A 22,089-nucleotide genomic window follows, 5' to 3' on the forward strand; every position below is an offset into this window, starting at 1 on the left:
GCGGATGACGGCGTCCAAATAGTCGACGCCGGGTATGGAAGTGAGCAAAGAATTGGAATCGGTTGACGAACAACAGCGAGAGATCGCACGCGTTGGTTCGAAGGATAAGGGGGAGATCGAAATGATTAGTCGACGCAGGAGTGGGGCGTTTGTTTGTTGCGCCGCAATCATCGCCTATGGCTTGCTTGCCGCCTCACCGGCGTCGGCGATTGAAATCGATTTGCAGCCGCCGGGGGAGCGTGAATTTGTCCGCGACCTGGCGGGGATGCTCGACCCTGGCGCCAAGGAACAGATCCAAGAACTGTGCGACAGCCTGCTGACCGACAAAGCGACGCCGATCATCGTGATCACGATCGAATCGATGGCTCAATACGGCGGCGAAGGGCTGCGGATCGAGACGTTTGCCACCTTGTTGTTTGATCAGTGGGGAATCGGGCAGGCGACGTTGGGAGACCAGGAATGGAATACGGGGATCCTGTTGCTGGTTTCCCGCGACGATCGGAAAGCGAGAATCGAGCTAGGAGGCGGATGGGGTCGACGCGAAGATGCCCTCTGCCGGCAGATCATGGACGACTACATCGTTTCGGAATTTAAACAGGGGCGATTTTCGGAAGGGATCGTGGCCGGCGTCGAAGCACTCGACACGATGGCTCGCAAATTGCAACTCCCCACACGACCGCGTCCCTGGTGGCATTATGCGTTGGGAGTCGGCTTTGTCGGACTGGCGATCTTCACCATCGTCTCGCTGGTCCGCAACGGATCCAGCGGCTGGGCTTGGCTTTTCTGGGGTGCCATCTTTACCGTCCTCGGAGTGATCCTCTACCAGATGATGACAAGTCGTGGCAGTGGCGGTGGTGGCTTCAGCGGTGGGTCGTTTGGCGGCGGCTCTTCCGGTGGTGGCGGTGCAACGGGATCTTGGTAAACAGAGGCGATCATGAAAAGTGCAACGGAATTGATCAACGACGAACAACGCAAACGCGTCGAAGCGGCGGTCGTGGCAGCTGAAGCCAAGACGTCGTGCGAAATCGTGCCAGTCGTGGCGACATCGTCGGGCCGCTACGACCGACCGGAGGACATGATCGGACTCTGGCTGGCGATTATTGCCGCGATCACGGTTTGGGTGATGCTCCCACGGCAACTCGACGAAACGGGCAGCTGGAGTGGCCTGCCGATCTACGTCGGTCTGTTGACGATGGTTGCCAGCGTCGTGGTTGCATTCATCGCAGGTGCTTCGATTGGGAGTCGGATCGGATGGCTCCGGCGTTTGTTCACTCCTCGCCAGCAGATGCAGGAGGAGGTTTACGCGCGAGCTCGCCAGACCTTCTTCGACAAACGGATCCACCACACAACGGGTTCGACCGGTCTACTGATCTATGTCTCTCTGTTTGAACACATCGCCGTCGTCCTCGGCGACCAAGAGATCATCGATAAACTGGGGCAGAGCTTCCTCGATCAACTCTGCGAACAACTGACCGACGGCCTTCGCCAAGGCGACGCGAGCGAAGCGATCTGCAACGTGATTTCCGCGGCGGGAGAAAAGCTCGCCGGCCCGCTTCCTCGAGCCACCGACGACGTCAACGAACTGCACGACGCCCTGGTGTTGATCGATTGAATGGGATCGGAGCTGCGTCGTATCTCGAGATGTAACGATTAGCCACAGAGGACGCCGAGGTCACAGAGGCTCTTCAGAATTCCTCGGTGGCTAACGCGTCGTACCATTTCGTTTAACCGCGGCGGCAACGCCCCGCGCGTCCATGAGGCTCGGACGCGCGGCCCGTTGGGCACGCGGTTAAACGATTTGCAGCCGACTCGAGGCTTCCCGCAGGGATACAAGACGGTAGCCGGAGGTCGTCGCGCAGCGGCGCACCTCCGGTTCGCGAGCCCCGATCGCGCGACACAATCCCAACGGGATTGCAGACGGTTCTGCGCCCCCGTCGGGGGCGGCGATCGATTGCGTGATCGTTTCCGGTGGCATTCGCTCCGCTCCGGCCACCGGCTACCTTCTGCGAGCCCTGCGGGAACCGGTTTTGCGGCAAACGCGTCGAACCGCTTCGTTCAACCGCGGTGGCAACGCCCCGCGCGTCCATGAGGCTCGGAGCGCGGCCCGCTGGGCACGCGGTTAGACGATTCGGATTCGACACGATCCCGAACGGATACGGCTACGATGGGAAAACTTTCAGCTAAATTTCCATTTCGTCGCGCGAATTGGTAGGTTTCGGAAGAACTACTGATGAGGACCTAGGGGATCGCCAGTGACGAGATGCCATGAGAAAGAGGAATTTGCTCGCGTTTTTGCGCGGGTGGAGTGCAAGTTGCGGCGATACGTCCAGTCCATGGTGCCAACCGCCAGCGATGCCGACGACGTGATGCAAGAGACCGCTATTTCATTGATGCGTAAGTTTGACCAATACGATCCCGAACTCCCCTTCTTCAATTGGGCGTGCCGGTTCGCTCAATTTGCGGCAAAGAAACATCACAGTCGCACGCAGGCCAACCGCCGTCAATTTTCCGATGCCGCGATCGATGCGATCGCGGACGATTACCCTCGCCATCAGCAGCTAGCCGTCGAACGTCGCAAAGCACTCAGCGATTGCATCAAGCATCTGAGCGACGCAGACCGTCGACTTGTCGAACTGCGTTACTTCAGCGACGAAACCGTGGACACGTTATCTCAGCGGATCGAAGAACCTGTCGCCCGACTCTATCGATCGCTTTCGCGAATCCGTAAAGCGTTAGCAAATTGTGTTCTCAAGAAAATGGGGACGGAGGAAATTGTATGAATTCCGACCAAGCCCCGATCGACAACAACGCGGTTCGCCAACAGATCGACGCTCTGCTGGACGGGACGATCGATGACGAATCCTTTGCCCAACTGGACCATTTGATCGCGACGAACCCCGACGCGCGACAGCTGTATCTGGACTATCTGCAAATCCATCAAGAGCTTCCCGATCTGCTCCGCGATGCCGACACCGATCATCTGGATAGTGTCACATGCGTGCCGAGTCATCTGTGCGATGACCTGGGGTTCTCTCCACAAACGACAGCCGGATCGGGACGGATGCCAGCGGTTCTCGCTGCCGCGATCCTCGTTCCGATTTCGCTAGTGGTTGGAATCTACGTCGGCGCGTTTACATCGATGCCAGCGGCAACAAATGACGTCGCCTCCGCTCAAGCCCCAGTTGCCAGTGAAGCTCATTTCACGAGTCTCGCTCACGCTAAGTTCTTTGGAGAGCTACCGCCGCAGATCGGTGCCTCCCCCACGCTCAACCGCGACTATCTGTTGATTCAAGGGATGGTCGAACTTGGATTTCCCAACGGTGCCACAGCAGTCATCCAAAGCCCCGCTTCATTCCGCGTCGAGGGGAACGAACTGTTAGCGCTCGACATCGGACAATGCAGCGTGCATGCCCCGCCGGGAGCTGAAGGTTTTAAGGTAGAAACTCCTGGCCTGAGCATCGTCGACCGCGGGACTCGGTTTTCGGTAAATGTTTCCCAGGCTAGCGAAACCGATGTGCAGGTGCTGGAAGGAGCTGCAGACGTCTACCAAAAAGCCGACTCCACACGCATTCAAGAATCCGCCTCCTCATCGCCACTCCGTTTGCGAGAGAAACAGGCGATGCGTTTTGCTACATCGAAGCTAGAAGATTCCGCGGCCGTTCCCTTCGATCGCAATCGCTACCAATACGGACTTCCCGATCGCGTCGTCTCGTACCAGGCAACGACATCGGACACCGGGCTCGCGCGGGGATTGACCAGTATTACGGTACAGCGCGACCAGCAGATCGAAACGATTCCGATAGATCGATTGATCCCGTCCCACGTGACCTGGTTCCACGCTCTTCCCAACCACGGCTATTTGGCGGGGGACGCCAAGCTGCCCAATCAGCGTGCGACCTTTGCTTCGGATCGATTCCTTCACACGGGAGTCATCAACATTGGAGGAAGCAGGGAACCGCTGACCTCCGATCCGGTGATGACGATCGATGAAGATGCGGAAAACTTTGGGACTCCTGGGATGGCGATTCAGTTCGACCGCCCGGTGCACAACGGTCCCGGCCCCGATGTTGTCCTGTTCGAGTTACAATTGCTGATGAATCCGCTGGAAGGAGACGCGTTTCACGTTAGTCCGCTGAAGTTCGAACAAGGATTACATTCTCACACCATCACCGGATTTGATCTAACGATGGAATCTCCCGAAGCGTTGGTGTTGGACAAAGTTCACTTGTTCAAGTTCAAACAGGTTCCACGTTCATTAGAACAATTAGAAACGCTTCCCTGCACGTCGCTTTTCCAAGGATTCAGAACACAGGCGATCGCTGTTGGAATCGATCTCTCCGATCTGGGTTATCCCGAGGGAGCGACAGTCGACGGACTGTTCCTACAAGATGATCTCGCGGACGAATATTATCTCGACCCTGTCTTCATCGCCGGACTTCCCGAAAAGATCCCACGGCAAGCGAGTCTCAAAAAAACAGCCCCCGTGCAAATCGACGACTGATGCGAATCGCATGCCTCCGATGTGATCACCATTTCAATCGAAAAGTTGATCCGTTGATGTCGACTCGAACGCAACAGTTTCCCGCCAACGCCCACCACGCCATCCCTAAGACTTTCGACTATGAACTCCATCCATCATTGCTTGTGTGTAATTGCGATATCGGTAGCGAGTGGTAGCGTCGTGCCGGCGATTGTCCACGCAGACGACGGCCCGGCTGCCTTTTGGGAATTTGGCCCCGAAGAAGCGACTCCGATTCGTCCCTTCGGCGGCATCCACCGCGACGTTCCTGGGCCTCGGCCGCCGACGTTCCCCGACTTCCCCGTCAACAACTCGGCTGTCAACTTCGATGGCAAAGGCTCTCGATTTGTCTTCGACGATCCGGGCGACGACAGTCCGTTCGACTTCGACAACGGAGATGAGATCACGCTGGAAGCATGGATCAACATTCGCGATCTCTCCGAAGGGGACCACGCCTACATCATCGGGAAAGGGCGGACCGGCAACCCCGGATTCTCGCGCGACAACCAAAACTGGGCGCTGCGAATTCGCGGCCTGCAGGGTGAAGCGAGGGTCAGTTTTTTGTTTGCCACCGTCCCGGTTGAACCGCAGCAACGGAACTGGCATCGCTACACGAGCCTGCAGGGGTTTCGGCCGCAAACGGGCTGGCATCACATTGCCGTCACGTATCGCTTTGGCGAACCGAAAACGATGCAAACGTGGATCGATGGCAAACAGGTTCCCGGGGTGTGGGATGCGGGGGGCCCGACCCGCAAAACGCCAGCGATCGACAACGATCAAATCTGGATTGGTTCGGCGCTGTCAGGCGCTGCGGGCAACAGCTTCCGCGGGGGACTCGATTCGGTCGGCATCCACCGAGTGATGCTCGACGAAAAGACGATGCAATCGCGTTACCGTCGTGTTGGCAAAGCGCCCGAGATGGAGTCGATCTCGACGGAGATGCCCGAGCTTGGCGAGTTGGAATCGGGCAAAGTGACAGTCACCTTTCACGAGGGTCTCCCCACGCACGATCGCTGGCTGTATCCCGAAGAAACACTCCCCGCAGCCGCTTCGACTTGGTCGGGGCGTGCCTTTTTGCTCGACCAGATTCCACTGAAGTACGACGACTGGGGAATCCGCACCGGCTGGAAAGCTCCCGTTCTTGTTCGCATGGCGGCCGACGTCACTCTGCCGCCGGGAGAGCACACGATTCTGATGCGTGCTCGCGGCATGGCCCGCGCCTGGGTCGACGGTCAACTGGTCACGATGTCCAAACCGCTGGTCGGCGCACCTCACGGCGAAGAACCGATGACTCCTGTCTCGCCACCGCCAGCGCCGGGCCATCGTCCGGCGTGGCATCGCTGCCAGGAAGCGACGGGGCAGGTGGAGATCACCGCGTCGAAACCGGTCCGCGTCGTGTTCGATGCGATGGCTGGCGGCAAGCGTTTCCGGCCCGAACCGGGGGAACTGACTCTGGCGGTTCGGCTGGAAGGGGACGAATCGTTTTCCGTCTTGCGCCCCGCCGGCCTCTCTGAATTTACATTTCCACTCACCGACACTGCGATCGAAGACGAACGGCGTCGGATCGAGCGGACGATGACCGCGCTGAACGATACGACGCGGCGGCAAGCTGCCGGCAACCAAGACACTTATTGGACCAAGCGGCATCAGGCGGCTCGCGACTGGCTCGCTGCGAATCCATCTCCCCCGGTTCCTCCCACGGATCAACCGACGCCGAATCCGATCGATGCATTTCTACAAGCGTCGATGCAGCGGGGCGATTCGACTCAGCAGAGTCCCACGGCGACGAAGCAGCACGCATTCTTCACAACCGTCCTGCCGATCCTGAAGAGCGAATGTTTTCGCTGCCATGGCGAGAAAGATAAAGGAGGGCTGTCGCTGGGGTCGCGGGAGTTGGCCGTTCGGGGCGGTGACTCGGGAGAACCGGCGATCAAACCAGGAGATCCGCACGCGAGCGAGTTGATCGTTCGGCTGCGCAGCAACGATGACGACATGCGGATGCCGCCGTCGGGCAAACCGCTCTCCGAAGAGAAGATCAAGGTTCTGGAAAAATGGATCAGCGACGGCGCCAAGTGGCCCGAACTGCAACCCGATACGGTCGCCATGGAATCAGCCGCATTGATCGGCGACTCCGCGTTCATCCGCCGCGCGTTCCTGGACACGGTGGGAGTTGTTCCCAGCGAAAACGACGTGAAGCAATTTTTGTCCGATACGTCACCCGACAAGCGAGAACGATTGATCGATCGACTGCTGAACGATCCCCGTTGGGCCGACAACTGGATGGGATACTGGTTGGATGTGCTGGCGGAGAATCCCACGATGATCAACGCCAGTCTCAACAGCACGGGGCCGTTTCGCTGGTATCTGTACGATTCGCTGCGAGACAACAAACCGATCGACCGGATGGTCTCGGAACTGTTGATGATGCGTGGCGGAGCCCACGACGGGGGAAGTGCTGGGTTCGCGCTAGCCGCTCAAAACGATTCCCCCTTCGCCGCAAAAGGGCACATCGTTGGGAACGCGTTTCTGGGAATCGAGATGCAATGTGCCCGCTGTCACGATTCTCCCTATCACTCGACAACGCAGCGCGACCTCTATTCGTTAGCCGCCATGTTTGCTCGCAAGTCACTGAGCGTGCCCAAGTCGAGCACGGTTCCCGCCGGATTTTTTGAGAAGTCCGACCGCAACTCGTTGATCAAAGTTACGCTCAAGCCGGGTGAGAAGGTAACGCCCGCGTGGCCGTTCGCCGACGTCACGGGAGCCAAGGACGACGAATCGCTGCAAGCGTTGATGCAGCGATCCGATGATCCTCGCGAAAAATTGGCGACGCTGATCACCGCTCCACAAAACCAACGCTTCGCTCAAGTCATCGCCAATCGCATTTGGCGTCGCTACATCGGAGCTGGCATCGTGGAACCGCCGCAAGATTGGGAAGGCAATCCCGCCAGTCACCCCGAACTGCTGGAATGGCTCGGCAAGGAATTGGTCGGACAAAACTACGACATCAAACAATTGACGCGTACGATCATGACGTCCCAGTTGTATCAACGCGAAGCGATCGGGCAGAACCGAGATACTGCGCCGGAACAACGCAGATTCGCGGCGCCCGATCGGCGACGTTTGACCGCCGAACAAATTGCGGATTCATTTTTCGAAGCGACAGGTCGCGAGATGGATGTCGAACCGATGACGCTCGATCCCGATGGCCGCGCCGCCTCGAATACTCGCAATTCGTATGGCAAGCCGCACCGCTGTTGGATGTTCGTCAGCAATTCCAACGAACGCGATCGACCAAGCCTGACACTGCCCCGTGCGGAGGCGGTGATCGAAATGTTGACAGCCTTCGGTTGGACAGCCGACCGCCAGGCCCCCAAGACCGACCGCGAGACCGAGCCCAACGTTTTGCAACCCGCGGTGATGGCGAACAGCACTCTGACGATCTCGTTGACCAAAGCTGCTGATGCGAGCCCGCTGGCCGATCTGGCGGTCGAGGCGCAGTCGCCGCGTGAGCTGCTGGATTCGCTGTTCTTGCGTTTTGTCAGCCGCCGGCCGACCGCGGCGGAGACTGAAATCTTCCTGGCTCCGCTGCGTGAAGGCTTCGCCGATCGGCTGGTTCCTCAAGACGAGATCGTTCCGCCTGAAGCACCGCCGCGATTGCCGCAGGTCACGTGGTGGAATCACGTTCGCAACGATGCCAACACCATCCAACAAGAACTCGCCAGCCGCGTGCTGCAAGGTCCGCCCGCCGATCCGCGGCTGCAGACTGCGTGGCGGCAGCGGTATGAGGATGTCGTCTGGAGCATCGTGAATCTGCGTGAATTTGTCTGGATGCCCTAACACACGTCCGCCAACCTTTCCTCTGCATCAATTGTTACCGAACTTACGGAAATATGAACATGGCCAAATCACCGACTTCCCCGTTGGGACGCCGACAGTTCCTCGCGACGGGAGCGACAGTTGCTGGGCTCTCAGCAGCCCCCGCGCTCGCCGCCGCGGGCCAGCAGGATCGCTTGCAAGGACAAGCCGAACATGTGATTTCGATCTGGCTGGGAGGCGGGATGAGTCAGATCGATACGTTTGATCCGAAGAGGAAGGGAGATCCCAAAAAGCAGACGCCGGGATCCTATTACGACTCGATCCCCACAGCGGTTGACGACGTCAGCGTTTGCGAACATCTGCCCAAAGTCGCCGCGATCATGGATCGTGTTACCGCGGTTCGCACGGTGCACCATTCCGTGATCGACGAACATGCCGCCGCGACCAATTGGATGCACGTCGGGCGGCCCGTCAGTGGAACTGTTGTCTACCCATCGCTGGGATCGATCGTCTCGCACGAGCGTGGCGCCATCTCCGAATCCGCACCTCCTTACGTTCTTATCGGTTATCCCAACAGCTCGCGAGGCCCGGGGTTCCTCGGTGCTCAACACAGTTACTTATACCTGACCGACACCGGCCGCGGCCCCACCGGTCTGGCCCGGCACTTGACGGTTTCTCGCGAACGCCAACAGCGTCGAGAGCAGTTGCTAGTTCAAGCCCGTCGCGCGCAACCGGAACTGGCAGACAGAGCGTTGCGAGATTATGACGCCGCAGCCGAACTTGGGCTGCGACTCAGCGGCCCCGATTTCATGCGCAGCTTTCAACTGGAGAGTGAACCGGCGGCGCTTCGGGAAGATTATGGAGGCGAGTTTGGGCAACGCTGTCTGTTAGCGCGGCGGCTGGTCGAACGGGGAGTTCGATTCATCGAAGTCTCTCACAATTTGAACTTCCTCAACGGCGCCGGCTGGGACGTTCACAACCGTGGAATTCTCGACCAGCACAAATTGATCCATGAACTCGACGACGCCCTTGCGACGCTTGTTCTCGATCTGGAAAACCATGGTCTGCTGGACAAGACGCTTGTGATGGTGAGCACCGAATTCGGGCGGCCACCTCAATTCGATAGCGGCGGCGGCCGCGGACACCAAGGTTCTGCGTTCACGTGCGTGCTTGCCGGCGGCGGTTTGAAACACTGCGGTGCCTATGGACAGACGAATGAGCTGTCGCAGGCAATTGCTGCCGATCCGGTTTCAGTCCCCGACCTGTTCGCGACAGTCCATGCCGCGCTAGGGATCGATTACTCCAAATATCTCTACAATGGCGATCGCCCGGTCCCAATCACCGACCAAGGGAATCCAATCGCCAAATTGTTTGGTTGATACACCGCCCCCATCGATGAACCCTCCTTGAAACGTTGACCACCATCCCCGAACGGAATCTGACAGTGCCTAGCTCGCCCACCACACAACCGTCCTCCCGTTTTCAAGGGATCGTCCCACCGATCGTCACTCCTTTGGCAGACGATGATCGCCTCGACGACTCCGGTTGTGAACGGCTGCTGGAACATCAGATTGAAGGAGGCGTTGATGCCATCTTTCTACTCGGTTCGTCGGGTGAAATCGTCAGCCAGAGTCACCAGTTGCGGGCGGACTTTGTTCGCAAGGCGTGTCGAATCGTCAACCAACGCGTCCCGGTCTTGGTCGGCATCACCGACAACTCGGTCGTGGAGACGAAACGCTTGGCTCAAGTGGCGGCCGACGCGGGAGCTGATGCCGTCGTCCTCACGACTCCGTTCTACTATCCCGTCGATCAAGCGGAGCTGAAAACGTTTGTCCAATCCGTCCTGCAAGGGATCGATCTCCCGTTGTTGTTGTACAACATGCCCGCCATGACGAAGCTCTGGTTTGCTCCCGAGACAGTTGCCGAGCTCGCTCAGATCGATCAGATCGTGGGGATCAAGGATAGCAGTCAGAACCTCGATTATTTCCGCCAACTGACGAGCCTGAAGTCCATTCGCCCCGACTGGACATTTTTGATTGGTCACGAAACGCTGTTGGCCGATTCGCTCCGCGTCGGTGGAACCGGCGGTGTGAACTTGGGAACCAATCTATTCCCCAAACTGTTCTCAAGCCTGATGCAAGCGCATCGGAAGAACGACGACGCCGCAGTGCAAGGTTTCCAAACAAAGATCGACGCTTTGGCCCCCATTTATAAAGTCGCAAACAGCTCCGCGCCGCTTCTGCCACTGATCGGGATCACCAAGACAGCCCTCTCGATTTTGGGGATTTGCAACGATCACCTGGCGCCGCCACATCGTCCCTGCACGCCCGAACAGCGACAGCAGCTGACCGTGGTGCTCGAGCAACTGAAGTCAACGCTTGGCGTCTAGCATGCACGACTTAGGAAACAGAGATCACAGAGTCTCCTCTGCATTTCTCTGCGAACTCGGTGATCTCGGTGGCTAACACGTCGAATCGCTTCGTTTAACCGCGGCGGCAACGCCCCGCGCGTTGGTGACGCTCGAAGCGCGGCCCGTTGGGCACGCGGTTAAACGATTTGCAGCCGACTCGAGGCTTCCCGAAGGGATTCAAGACGGTAGCCGGAGGTCGTCGCGAAGCGGCGCACCTCCGGATCGCGAGCCTCATTACGCAACACAATCCCAACGGGATTGCAGACGGTTCTGCGCCCTCGTCGGGGGCGACCAGCGATTGCGTGATCGTTTCCGGTGGCATTCGCTACGCTCAGACCACCGGCTACCTTCTGCGAGCCCTGCGGGATCTGGTTTTGCGGCAAACGCGTCGAACCGTATCGTTTAACCGCGTGCCCAACGCCCCGCGCGTCCATGAGGTTCGAAGCGCGGCCCGTTGGGCACGCGGTTAAACGATGCGTTTTCTTCTCGCGAAGAGTTTCCGTGCACCGGGCTACCGACCTCGTTCGCTATCGATGCCGCTGCGTTGCTGACGCGGTTCGACGGCATGTCGCCGAGAGATGAAAAATCGATGAAGACGCGGGCTCCCCTGGTCGTTGCGACGAGGAGCTTCGGATATTTTCAGCCCCCACATCTCCTCCTGTTGCGGCCCACCAGATTCCTCTCACTCGAAGGCGACTGAAAATAGTGGTGCCGAAGATCCGAAGACGCTAAACTCACCTCCACCACCTCGGGCAGCTCCGTAATTCCGCCAGAGGGAGAGAGATAGAGTTAGTGACAAAAACCACCGGAGTTCCCTAATGGCAAGCACGTTTGATGATCCGATCAGCTCTCCCACCCGTTCACCCGGTACGTTTGCGGCGCCGCGAGTGAAACCGAAGGAGCACGTGGCACGTGGCACCGGTTTCCATGCGATGGTCGGTTGGATTTTGTTTGGAATCGTCGGCCCGATCCTCGTTCTGCTGACCATCGTGGGGACGTATGGAATCGCCCTGATCGCTTGGTTGATCGCGTTGGTCAAATACAACCAACGAGCGAAGAAGGCCGAGGCGGTGTTGATGGGGAACGGAGTCAAAGTTGCTCCCGATCAGTTTCCCGCGATTTACGAATCGGTGGCGCGGATGGCGGGCCAGTTGGAACTCAAAACACTCCCAGATGTGTACATCATCGAATCGAATCAACAGAACGCTTTTGCGCTGAAGATCGGATCGAAACAGAACATCGTCTTAATCGATGACATCGTTTACGGAGCGTTGGACAACAACAATCCGGAGATTTTGGACTTCATCATCGGCCACGAACTGGCGCACCACGCGCTCGGACACACCGGACTGTTCCGCGGCATGATCTCCTCGCATTACAAAACATTGTCGCGTCTGGACGAATTCTCCTGCGATGCGGTCTCGGTTGCGATGCAGCAAAACCCTCAACCGGGACTCGACGCGATGACTTTGTTAGCCGTTGGCCCACGACTATACCCTCGCGTCGACAAGGCGAGTTTCGCCAAACAGGCTCAGCAAGTGGTGAGCAACAAATACAGCAAAAAAGCGGAATCGGCGATGTCCCACCCGCTACTGTTGCGCCGCTACGGAGCGATCGAAGCCAAGAGCTAACGACAAGACAAGCCCTGCGTCTCACGGTCGGGAGCAACGACCGGAAACGGCATCGGCTCCGGTCGTGTTCAATGTGCGTACACCGGCGGCGTATTTTCGATTCGCGGGAACAGCCTGTACGAAACTCTCGACGACGCCCGATACGGCTTCGTTTAACCGCGGTGGCAACGCCCCGCGCGTCCATGAGGTTCGAAGCGCGGCCCGATGGGCACGCGGTTAAACGATTTGCAGTTCCAGGGAACAGCCTGTACGAAACTCTTGACGACGCCCGATACGGCTTCGTTTAACCGCGGTGGCAACGCCCCGCGCGTTGTTTACGATCGACCGACGACCGACTTACGCGCTGCCGCTCCACGATCGTTCGAACCTTTCGATCGATATCGCTTTGCCGGTCTCTGGATCGATCTCGATCACCGCGCCGCATAACCGGACGTCTTTGCTGGCGACGTGGAAGAAGGTCGGGTTGAATGAGAGTGTCGTCTGCATCACCGGGTCGATCTCGCGGCCGATGATACTCTCGTACGCGCCACTCATCCCCACGTCACACATAAACGCGGTGCCGCCGGGCAGGATGCGAGCGTCCGCGGTGGGGACATGCGTGTGCGTGCCGAGAGCTGCGCTGACGCGGCCGTCCAGATAACGACCGAGCAGTTGTTTGTCGCTGGTCGCTTCGGCGTGCAGGTCGACAAAACGGACTTTCACGTTCTCGGGAATCTCCGCCAACACGCGGTCCGCAGCGGCGAAGGGGCAATCGACAGGACGCATATAGACGCGGCCCATCAGCGAGACGATGGCGACTTGGATCCCCGACGCCGTCTCCACGATAGCGAAGGTTTTGCCGGGAGCGGAGGCGGGGTAGTTGGCCGGTTTGACGATCCGCGGATCTTTCTGCAGCACCGGAATGATCTCGCGTTTGCGATAGATATGGTCACCCATCGTAAACGCATCGATCCCGTGGGCAGCCAACTTTTGGAATTGCTTGGTCGTCAGCCCCGATCCGTCGGCGGAGTTTTCCGCGTTGACGATCACTAAATCGGTCTGCAATTCGTCGCGTAGACCTGGCACCATCGCAACGCAAGCCTGCACGCCAGGCTTGCCGACGATGTCTCCTAAAAACAATAAACGCAAGGAAAGATCCTTCTCAATTCAAAAATGCCGGTCATTGGTCCAAGGCGTGGCTTTTTAGTCGCCGCCGCCGATATCTTGCATCAGACCGTCGTGCATCAATTGCGTTTCGGCCGATTCGTGCTTCTGTAACTTATCGGCAAACCGGTCGAACGCGACAGGGATAATGGTCGTCAAAGCGGCCAAATCGCGAACACTCAACAATTGTTCCGCTCTTTCGGCGATCGAATCGATCTCCATGTACAGGTCGCGATGCTGTTGCAGCAATTCGCCTGACCGACGCGCAAACGTCGGGCAGCAGAAGGCGGGGTCATCGAAATAACCGTAAGCCTCTTCGACCGAAAACTGGAACGCCAGCTTGTCGCGCAAGTCGGACAATCGACCAATAAACTCGAAACACTTTCCTTCCAGCGAGATCGGCAGGGAACACATCTCCTGCAACGCATGCAGCCCGTCCCAGAGTTCTTGATGCAAATCCTTCACGTCGGCCAAAAATGCCGGGTTGATGGTGACAGTCTTTGCTTTGTTAGAAACGCTCATACTAGAAGCTCCTGCGATCGAGAAAAGAATGGTGTCGGGCTACACTTCGAAGGTCCTGCGTCCACTGAATATCGCGACCATACGACCGGTCGCTTTCCATATGAAGTCTACCGAATTTTCGACCGTGATGCGAAGCAAATCCGCACGCGAAGCGAGGTAAAACGTTCATCTCAAGCGGCTTAACCGACCTACCGCACAACTGCTCAAACCGTTGCAAAAGAAACCTAATGGCAAAGAAAAAGCCCGCATCGGTCAGATCGACCGTGCGGGCAGCGATTAATGGGGTTCGGAAAGCTCGTCCTGAAAACAGCTGAAGGGGCCAGCGCCCGCCGTTATTTGATATCAATCCGCTCGATGTCGGTGAATTTTCCGATCGACATGTTCGCTCCGCCGATAAGGATTAACGAGCGTTTGTCTAGCGGAAGCATGACGTGGAAGAAGCGGCCCGGATCGCACTTGCCGACGATCTCCCACTGCTTGCCGTCGCTGCGGAGTCGTTGGATCGAGCCGTCGATCGCGGTGACATACAGTTGTCCCGCCAGCGAATAGGCGGCGTTGCCGAATCCGGTCATCGGTTTTCCGATCAGACTTGGCCCCTCGGTCCAGGTGTCGGTCTTGGGATCGTAGATGTCGGTCCGGGTACTCGTTTTCCCCTCGTGCCCCATGCCGCCGATCACGTAGATCTTTCCATCGTGTGCACTGACGCTGACAGCCCGGCGCTGGAACGGCGGAGTCGCAATCGGTTGCCAAGTCGCGGGGGATTTGCTGAGATCCATTTTCCAGGCGGTCTGATGCCACACGTTCTCTTCGGCATCTCCCATCGCCCAACCACCAGCGACGTAGACGACGTCTCCCATGATCGCTGCGCCGAGCGACGACCGCGGCTCGGGCAACGGCGCCAGGTCGGTCCACTTGTTTGTCGCCGGATCGAACTGGCTGACAGTCGCTTGCGAATGCAGATCGTGATCCTCGCCTTCCGCATTCATCGCGGTGAAGCCGCCGACGCGGATCAGTTTGTCGCCGTGAGCAACCATCGCCAAGCCTTGCATCCGCGGTCCGGCGGACAATTTTTTCCACTCGCTCGGTTGTTGTAGATCCAACGCCCACAACCGGTTCGATTGTTCGGCTGTCGAATACGAGTGAGCCGTGCCGGTGTGGCCGCCGTAGACGTACAGCTTGCCGCCAGCGATCGCTCCGCCGAAACTCGTCAGCTCCTCGGGCAAGTCGGCCATCTTGGTTGGGCTTACTGAAACCTGATCCTTCGCGGAAGTCGCTTCGCCAGCCAGCTGCCATGGAAAGGCAACCGTCAGATAGTGGGCGGCCCCTTCGAAGGCTTCGTCCTTCCATTTGCCCGTCTCCTGCTTGTCGGTGAAGCCAATTCGCAAGGCGTTGTATCCCAATTCCAGCTGCTCACCGGCAAAGACGACAGCGCCTTGATCGTCGGTCGTCGCCGAACCCTCTTCATCGCCGTCGTCGCAATAAAGTTTTACGTCGACCTCGGGCAACGGCTTGCCTTTAAATGTGACCACGACGCGGATCCCGTCTTCGTTCGGAATCAGGCTGGCGGCGAGATCGATTCCGGCGGGCGCGGATTTTGACCACTTGGCAGGATCGGTGTCGAGTATTTGTTGTGTGTAGTAGACCAGCTTGCTGCCACGCATCAGACCGTAGGTTTGCGAACCGACGATGCTGCCGCTGGCAGGAACTGCCGCTTCGGCTCGCAGACCGATCAGATCGTCGTTCTCGATCGGCTGCATCGACAACGCGGTTCGCTTGCCGTCGGCATCGAGATGTGCCAGCGGATATTCGGCGAGCGATTCGGGCAGATGGTACTGGCGGTCGGTGACATCTTCACCGAAGAACAGGATCGGATGTCGATCGTCGTCGATGGCGAGCCAAGGAAAGTGGGCCATCGCTTGTCCGCTCAAGATCACAAGCGAGACGAAGCTCAATTGAAGCAAACGCGAGAGGTTGATGTTCATTCTCTTCTCTTTCTTCCACGGTAGAGAGGTATCGGTTGATGTGTGCGGGGCGACGCGGCGTCGACCACAGTTGCGCCGCGACGATGGCGTCGCGGCAGTTTACTTGCACACCAGAGGGGAATCTGTGCCGGCTCCTCCATTGGAGACCGGAATCGGACCGAGCGTGGCTGGCTAGGGAGCAGAGCCCGCCAGAAGGGGGCCTGTATCTATCGCTTGCTGCGTCGTCGGATAGCCAAACGCTATTGAGAATCAGTTTCAATTGAATATACTGAGCCTCTGATTTGCGATCAAGGATTGCTCGCGAACATTTTCAAATTAGCGCAACACAAGCACCTGACGGTGGTTACGACGATGACAAACGATTCCGCCCCGCAAGATGATGCCGCCGCCAAAGAACAAGAACTGGCGGCGGCAGCTCTGAATCTTCCCAAAGTCATTCAGTTCAACGATCTCCCTCGCTGTGGCGACGAAGTTTGGATCACCAGCGATGGGCAACTCTATCGGCTGCGAAAAACCCGCCAAGGTAAACTGATCCTAACGAAATGATCCGTTCCTCCCGCACCAACCGGCCCTCTGCGGCCTGGATTTTCCCGTTCGTGGTGGCAGTCGAACGAGCGGGCGATTAGCTTATATCAGTCCCCATGCGCGCTTGATTCGCAGCCGGATCGCGCGATCCTTCCGGAACTGAAATTCTGCTTCCTCGAGACTGCCCCCAATGCCTTCGACCGACCTTTCAACCGCCCTTCCCCGTCTGCTCCTTTTCCTCGGATTGAGCCTGTCGCTGATCGCGACCGCCACAGCTCAAGATGCCGCCGACAAACCAGCGGCAGCGGCTACCGAAGTGAAGGAAAAAGCGGAAGCGTCCAAACCGCCAGCCGAAGCTGCGGAAAAGGAATCCAAACCGGCGGATTCGAAGCCAGCCGAAGCGAAGCCTCAAGAAAAAACGGAAGCGAAACCGGAAGACAAGCCCGAGGCGAAGCAGGAGAAGAAGGCTGACGAAAAGCCAGCCAAGCCGAAGAAGGAAGCTGAGCCGGCCAAGCCTGCGGCGGAGGAACCCAAAGTCGAAGCGAAGCCCGAACCGAAAAAAATCACGTCGTTGGGCTACAGCAACACACCCTTTATTCGCGGCCAACGCTGGAAGGTTCACGACATGAACCGCCCCCGCCCGCGAGCGATTGTGCCGGGGAACGCTTCGACTTATGACAAGCCAGGTACCGCGCCAAGCGACGCGATCGTGCTGTTCGATGGCAACAATCTCGACAACTGGGGCCAACTGTTGCCCGAAGATCCCGGATCGATCTATCAACCTCTGTGGTCGGTCGCAGATGGTGCGGTGACCGTCGTCCCCGAAACCGGGCACCTGCGTACGCTCGATACGTTTGCCGATTGCCAACTGCACATCGAATGGGCGTCGCCCGAAGTCGTTCAAGGTGCCAGCCAAGAGCGTGGCGACAGCGGCGTGTTGTTGATGGGCAAATACGAAGTACAGATTCTCGATTCGTTCAACAATCGCACCTTCGCCGACGGACAAGCGGGCGCGATCTTTGGCCAGCACCCGCCGATGGTCAACGCCTCGCGTCCCAGCGGCCAATGGCAGGTCTACGACATCGTCTTCGAAGCACCGACCTTCAAGGATGGCAAACTGGAATCACCCGCTTATATGACGGTGATCCATAACGGCATCCTCCTGCACCACCGCCGCGAACTTGTCGGAAGCGTGAAAGATAAAGAGCTGCAGCCTTATAGCGAAGATCAACCGGCCGGGCCGATCGTGTTGCAGAACCACGGCACTCCCGTCCGCTACCGCAACATCTGGATTCGTCCGCTGAACTGATCGGCGTCGACGCCGCGAAGAACATCTGCGGTCATCGCCACGATGGATGACCGATGATTCCCTTCCGCCGCTGTTCCTCGTCGAAGACGCGTTGCGGCACGATCCGGCGGAAATCTTTGGCATCGCCGCGGATCCCGGCGTTGATCAACAGCAGGCCCAGGCGGACGCTGTCCTTGGGAATCAGCGGCAACTCGGCGACGCCTTGGCCCAGCGAACCGATCCGGCCGCGAATGAAGATCATCGCGTCCATCATCGCTTCGCCAAGATTCATCCCCGCATCGCCGCCGATCACCAGCGTCCCGTGCAGGGCTCCGTGAGCCGCGTTGTGGCCGACGTCGCCACGGACAAAGACCTCGCCGCCACGCAGTGCCGCGGCGCATCCGTCCCCCGCGTTCCCGTAAACAGCTAGCGTTCCGCCGGTCATCGCCACGCCGACTCCAACGCCTGCATTGCCGTGAACGCGAACCGCCCCAGAGACCATGCTCTCGCCCAAACCGTCGCCCACCGAACCGGTCACGCGGACATGAGCCAAGCGATTGAAAGCCAACGCATAATCGCCCAGCGTTCCGCGGACGTTGATCCGCCACGGTTTGTCCAACCCCATCAATAGATTGTCGCCACCACGGGCGCGGCGGAGTTCGATCGATGGCGTTTCGTGATCGATCGTTTCGGGCATTTCGACAGCACGCAACCGCTCGAGAACCTCGCCGGCGTCCAATTCAGAAATGTCGATCGTCGCCAACGATTCGCTCTTTGCCTCATCCGACACGACTGAATTCCTTTGAAGAGTTTGATTGCTCACCTATTGTTGCTGATCGGCAACCACAAGGGTATCCCAACTGCAAAGCCCCGCCGATTCAAACCGACAAACGGAATTGGCCCGGCCGCTGCAAAACGGCTACAATAAAGCTCCTTCCTGCCTTTACGAAAGCCAGCCGCTCGATCGGGGTTCGCCCGGCTGCCGGTTTTCGCCTGCCTCCCCCCCTCCGCACTGGTATCGAGATGCAAGCTTCCAAGCTCTTGCTGGCGCTGACGTTTGTCGCACTCTGCGGCCAACCTGCGGCTGCTGTCGATTATCTGACCGACATCAAACCGATGTTGGAAACCAAATGTTACTCCTGCCACGGAGTGCTGAAACAGGAAGCCGATCTGCGGCTGGAAACGCGGGCGTTGATGCTGGAAAGCGATTCGATCGTTCCCGGCAACGCGGCGGAAAGCCTGCTGTTTGAACGCGTCTGTTCGCCAGATGACGACCGCATGCCGCCGCCCGAAGATGGAGCGGCTTTGAAACCGGCAGAGCTTGCGTTGCTGAAAGCTTGGATCGATGCCGGGGCGATCGCACCGGACGAACCGACGCCGGTCGCTCCCGATCAACATTGGTCGTTCTTAACTGTCGAGAAGCCGCCGACTCCCAAACTCTCCGGCACCGTATCGGACATGGCGATCGCAAATCCAATCGACAGCTTCCTGCAAGCTCGTCGCGAGGCGTTGCAGTTGAAGGTTCAACCGCCGGCTGACCGTCCGCTGGCGCTGCGACGATTGTATCTGGACCTGATCGGTTTGCCGCCGACGAGCGAACAGCTGGCCGACGAGCGTCCCTGGGATCAGATCGTCGACGAATTGTTGGCTAGCCCCGAACACGCACAACGTTGGGCTCGGCACTGGATGGACATCTGGCGTTACAGCGATTGGTACGGGCTGGGAGTTCAGCTGCGCAACAGCCAAAAGCATATCTGGCACTGGCGCGACTGGATCGTTGAAGCGCTGCAAGCCGACAAGGGCTACGACCAGATGGTGATGGAGATGTTGGCCGGGGACGAACTGGCCCCGAGCGATCCCGACGTCCTTCGGGCCACAGGATTCCTGGCGCGGAATTATTATCTGTTCAATCGCACGACTTGGCTCGACAGCACGATCGAACATACCGGCAAAGCGTTCTTGGGGCTGACGCTCAATTGTGCCAAGTGCCACGACCATAAATACGATCCGATCACGCACGTCGATTATTACCGGATGCGAGCGATCTTCGAACCGCATCAAGTGCGGCTGGATCCCGTCCCAGGCGAAACCGATTTTGAAAAGGACGGTCTGCCGCGCGTCTTCGACGACCACCTGCAAGCCGAAACCTTCCTGCACCTGCGAGGCGACCCGACGAAGCCCGATCCCGATACCGAGATCACGCCGGGCGTGCCCGCGTTGTTGGCCAGTTTTGCGCCACCGGTCGAGCCCGTCGAACTGCCAGCCTGGGCTTACGCTCCCGGTTCCCGCGACTATGTCGCCCGCGATCAGCTAGCCGATGCGAAGCAGCGGATCGTTGCTGCCGAAGCCGAATTGCAGGCCGCTGAACAGAAAGCGGCTCAATTGCCCAAGACTCCCGAACCAACCAGCGAGGCCGACGACGAAACCGAAGTCGCGGCGATTGAAGAGTCGTTCGATGCGCTCGATCCCAAGCGATGGGAACTTGTCGGCGAGGGCTGGCGATTCGAAGAGGGGAAGCTGCTGCAGACGATCAGCGGCCGCGACAGCCACTTCCTGCATTTGCAGACGCCGCACCCGCGCGACTTTGATCTGACCTGCCAATACACAACCACCGGCGGCGACACCTACAAATCGGTGATGTTCCGATTCGATGATTCAGCCGACGGCAAGTTCAATAATTATGTCTACAGCAGCGCCCACGAACCGGGGCCGAAAGTCCAAGTCGCTTACGCGCGGGAGGGGAAGAGCAACTATCCCGGCGCGGGACGCGTGTCGCGACAGATCGCTGTCGGCAAAGAATACAAGCTGCGAATCGCCGTTCGCGATACGCTGATCAACGTCTGGCTGGACGATGAATTCCTGTTGGCGACTCATCTGCCCGAGCGGCGAGAGTCCGGCCGGTTTTCGATCTCGGGTTTTGATGCCACGCTGGCCCTGAATCACCTGACCCTGGCACCGTTGGCGGCCGACACAAAGCTTCAAGCAGCGAAGGGGAAAGCCCCCGCAACGCCTGCCACGATCAAGCAGGCTGTCGAAATCGCCGCCGCCAAATTGCAGGCCGCTCGCGCTGCCGAAGCTTCGCTGACCGCAACGATCGCCGCCGATCGACTGCGATTCGCCGAGGATGCCGACGAAGCCGCAACGACCGCGGCGGCGTCGATCGCAGCGCTGCGTCAGGCGCAGAATTTGCAAGCCACCGCGGAATACGAACTGCTGCTCGCTGGCGAGGATGCGAATAAACGCAAGGCCGCGGAAGCGAAGCGAACGAAGGCGGAAAAACAACGACTGGCGGCCGAAGCTGGCAAAGGAAAATACAAATCGGTCCGGGCGTCCAAGAAAGCTTTAGAGACTCCCGCGCACAACGATTCGTATTACGGGGCAACCTACCCTTCGCAAAGCACCGGCCGGCGGCTGGCACTTGCTCGCTGGATCACCGATCGCAAGAATCCGTTGACCGCGCGGGTGGCGGTCAATCATCTCTGGGCTCGGCATTTCGGGACGCCGCTGGTCGAATCGGTCTTCGATTTTGGTCTGCGTGCGAAACCGCCGGAGCATCTCGCGCTGCTCGATTACCTGGCGGCTGAACTGATGGAATCGGGCTGGAGCATGCGGCATCTGCATCGCATGATGGTGACGTCGCAGACTTACCAATTGTCGGCGTCGACAGTCGATGCCGATGCGACGACGCTGGCGGCCGATCCGACCAACGCCTTCTATTGGCGGATGAACACGCGGCGGATGCAATCGCAAACCGTTCGCGACAGCTTGCTGCATCTGGCGGGCGAATTGGACCTGACCGCGGGCGGGCCGTCAGTCGATCCGGGTCCGAAGAGTCGACGTCGCAGCCTGTATTTCAAACACTCGCGCGACCAGCAAGACAAATTCCTGTCGATGTTCGACGATGCCGATCTGCTGCAATGTTATCTCCGCAACGAGAGCATCGTGCCACAGCAGGCGTTGGCGATGGCCAACAGCGAACTGTCGCTGACGATGTCCGAAAAGATCGCTCAACGGATTGGTGATGCGACCTCCGATCCGTCGCTCGCCAGTTTCATCGATCAAGCGTTCCTGACGCTGCTGGCGCGGTTGCCGGCCGATTCGGAGCGACAGGCGTGCGCCGATTTCTGTCGCCAATTGGTCGATCGATCGACGCTCGAATCCGCGGCGGAGCGCGATGTCCGTGCGCGACAGCGATTGATCCACGCGCTGCTGAACCACAACGATTACATTTCGATTCGGTGAGAAAAATGGCT

15 protein-coding genes are annotated in these 22,089 nt (G+C 58.7%); 11 read left to right on the forward strand and 4 right to left on the reverse strand.

Annotation, left to right across the window (positions count from 1 at the left end; genetic code table 11):
- Positions 1-121: 121 nt before the first annotated feature.
- The 8 genes from CA51_RS18995 to CA51_RS19030 all read left to right on the forward strand — a co-directional run bounded on the left by CA51_RS18995 (position 122) and on the right by CA51_RS19030 (position 12,376).
- Entirely contained in the window at positions 122-922 is an 801-nt protein-coding gene (locus CA51_RS18995; protein WP_197451312.1) for a TPM domain-containing protein, read from the forward strand.
- Between the two features lie 12 nt (positions 923-934).
- Positions 935-1,612: a TPM domain-containing protein gene (locus CA51_RS19000; RefSeq protein ID WP_145122781.1), complete on the forward strand. Its 678-nt coding sequence runs from the start codon at positions 935-937 to the stop codon at positions 1,610-1,612.
- A gap of 640 nt (positions 1,613-2,252) precedes the next feature.
- Positions 2,253-2,780 (forward strand): sigma-70 family RNA polymerase sigma factor, encoded by a 528-nt coding sequence (locus tag CA51_RS19005; protein ID WP_145122782.1) that lies wholly within the window; start codon positions 2,253-2,255, stop codon positions 2,778-2,780.
- Positions 2,777-4,501, forward strand: a complete 1,725-nt coding sequence (locus tag CA51_RS19010) for a FecR domain-containing protein (RefSeq protein WP_145122783.1) — start codon at positions 2,777-2,779, stop codon at positions 4,499-4,501. The genes CA51_RS19005 and CA51_RS19010 overlap by 4 nt, the downstream gene beginning before the upstream one ends.
- A 120-nt stretch (positions 4,502-4,621) precedes the next feature.
- Positions 4,622-8,356 carry a DUF1553 domain-containing protein gene (locus CA51_RS19015; protein ID WP_145122784.1) on the forward strand — a complete coding sequence of 1,245 codons (3,735 nt, stop codon included), beginning with the start codon at positions 4,622-4,624 and terminating at the stop codon, positions 8,354-8,356.
- Between the two features lie 59 nt (positions 8,357-8,415).
- Positions 8,416-9,714 carry a DUF1501 domain-containing protein gene (locus CA51_RS19020; protein ID WP_145122785.1) on the forward strand — a complete coding sequence of 433 codons (1,299 nt, stop codon included), beginning with the start codon at positions 8,416-8,418 and terminating at the stop codon, positions 9,712-9,714.
- Between the two features lie 65 nt (positions 9,715-9,779).
- Positions 9,780-10,724, forward strand: a complete 945-nt coding sequence (locus CA51_RS19025) for a dihydrodipicolinate synthase family protein (protein ID WP_197451313.1) — start codon at positions 9,780-9,782, stop codon at positions 10,722-10,724.
- Positions 10,725-11,563: 839 nt separating this feature from the next.
- Positions 11,564-12,376, forward strand: a complete 813-nt coding sequence (locus CA51_RS19030) for a M48 family metallopeptidase (RefSeq protein WP_145122787.1) — start codon at positions 11,564-11,566, stop codon at positions 12,374-12,376.
- Positions 12,377-12,712: 336 nt separating this feature from the next.
- Here the strand turns inward: CA51_RS19030 and CA51_RS19035 are convergent, their stop codons facing one another.
- The 3 genes from CA51_RS19035 to CA51_RS19045 form a co-directional block, all read right to left on the reverse strand.
- Positions 12,713-13,504: a TIGR00282 family metallophosphoesterase gene (locus CA51_RS19035; RefSeq protein WP_145122788.1), complete on the reverse strand. Its 792-nt coding sequence runs from the start codon at positions 13,502-13,504 to the stop codon at positions 12,713-12,715.
- Positions 13,505-13,558: 54 nt separating this feature from the next.
- Positions 13,559-14,041: a hypothetical protein gene (locus CA51_RS19040; RefSeq protein ID WP_145122789.1), complete on the reverse strand. Its 483-nt coding sequence runs from the start codon at positions 14,039-14,041 to the stop codon at positions 13,559-13,561.
- Between the two features lie 332 nt (positions 14,042-14,373).
- Positions 14,374-16,023 carry a Kelch repeat-containing protein gene (locus CA51_RS19045; protein ID WP_145122790.1) on the reverse strand — a complete coding sequence of 550 codons (1,650 nt, stop codon included), beginning with the start codon at positions 16,021-16,023 and terminating at the stop codon, positions 14,374-14,376.
- Positions 16,024-16,374: 351 nt separating this feature from the next.
- Between CA51_RS19045 and hemP the strand changes: the two genes are divergently transcribed.
- Together hemP and CA51_RS19055 are read left to right on the forward strand one after the other, a co-directional pair.
- Positions 16,375-16,569, forward strand: a complete 195-nt coding sequence (gene hemP / locus CA51_RS19050; protein WP_145122791.1) for a hemin uptake protein HemP — start codon at positions 16,375-16,377, stop codon at positions 16,567-16,569.
- 169 nt (positions 16,570-16,738) lie between these two features.
- A complete protein-coding gene (locus CA51_RS19055; protein WP_145122792.1) occupies positions 16,739-17,857 on the forward strand; it encodes a 3-keto-disaccharide hydrolase in 1,119 nt (372 codons plus the stop codon).
- A gap of 31 nt (positions 17,858-17,888) precedes the next feature.
- Here CA51_RS19055 and CA51_RS26225 read toward each other — a convergent pair whose 3' ends face one another.
- The gene (locus tag CA51_RS26225) at positions 17,889-18,626 is read right to left on the reverse strand and encodes a tributyrin esterase (protein WP_145287424.1); all 738 of its coding nucleotides are present in this window, start codon (positions 18,624-18,626) and stop codon (positions 17,889-17,891) included.
- Between the two features lie 233 nt (positions 18,627-18,859).
- Between CA51_RS26225 and CA51_RS19065 the strand changes: the two genes are divergently transcribed.
- Positions 18,860-22,078 (forward strand): PSD1 and planctomycete cytochrome C domain-containing protein, encoded by a 3,219-nt coding sequence (locus tag CA51_RS19065; protein WP_197451314.1) that lies wholly within the window; start codon positions 18,860-18,862, stop codon positions 22,076-22,078.
- Positions 22,079-22,089: the final 11 nt, after the last annotated feature.

The sequence above is a fragment of the Rosistilla oblonga genome (assembly GCF_007751715.1).
GTDB lineage: Bacteria > Planctomycetota > Planctomycetia > Pirellulales > Pirellulaceae > Rosistilla > Rosistilla oblonga.

What these genes read in the sequence shown, in the direction of transcription:
- CA51_RS19065 (WP_197451314.1), top strand. Translation starts at nt 18,860, where the DNA reads ATGCAAGCTTCCAAGCTCTTGCTGGCGCTGACGTTTGTCGCACTCTGC.
- CA51_RS19015 (WP_145122784.1), top strand. Translation starts at nt 4,622, where the DNA reads ATGAACTCCATCCATCATTGCTTGTGTGTAATTGCGATATCGGTAGCG.
- CA51_RS19000 (WP_145122781.1), top strand. Translation starts at nt 935, where the DNA reads ATGAAAAGTGCAACGGAATTGATCAACGACGAACAACGCAAACGCGTC.
- CA51_RS19045 (WP_145122790.1), bottom strand. Translation starts at nt 16,023, where the DNA reads ATGAACATCAACCTCTCGCGTTTGCTTCAATTGAGCTTCGTCTCGCTT.
- CA51_RS18995 (WP_197451312.1), top strand. Translation starts at nt 122, where the DNA reads ATGATTAGTCGACGCAGGAGTGGGGCGTTTGTTTGTTGCGCCGCAATC.
- CA51_RS19040 (WP_145122789.1), bottom strand. Translation starts at nt 14,041, where the DNA reads ATGAGCGTTTCTAACAAAGCAAAGACTGTCACCATCAACCCGGCATTT.
- CA51_RS19010 (WP_145122783.1), top strand. Translation starts at nt 2,777, where the DNA reads ATGAATTCCGACCAAGCCCCGATCGACAACAACGCGGTTCGCCAACAG.
- CA51_RS19020 (WP_145122785.1), top strand. Translation starts at nt 8,416, where the DNA reads ATGGCCAAATCACCGACTTCCCCGTTGGGACGCCGACAGTTCCTCGCG.
- hemP (WP_145122791.1), top strand. Translation starts at nt 16,375, where the DNA reads ATGACAAACGATTCCGCCCCGCAAGATGATGCCGCCGCCAAAGAACAA.
- CA51_RS19055 (WP_145122792.1), top strand. Translation starts at nt 16,739, where the DNA reads ATGCCTTCGACCGACCTTTCAACCGCCCTTCCCCGTCTGCTCCTTTTC.
- CA51_RS19030 (WP_145122787.1), top strand. Translation starts at nt 11,564, where the DNA reads ATGGCAAGCACGTTTGATGATCCGATCAGCTCTCCCACCCGTTCACCC.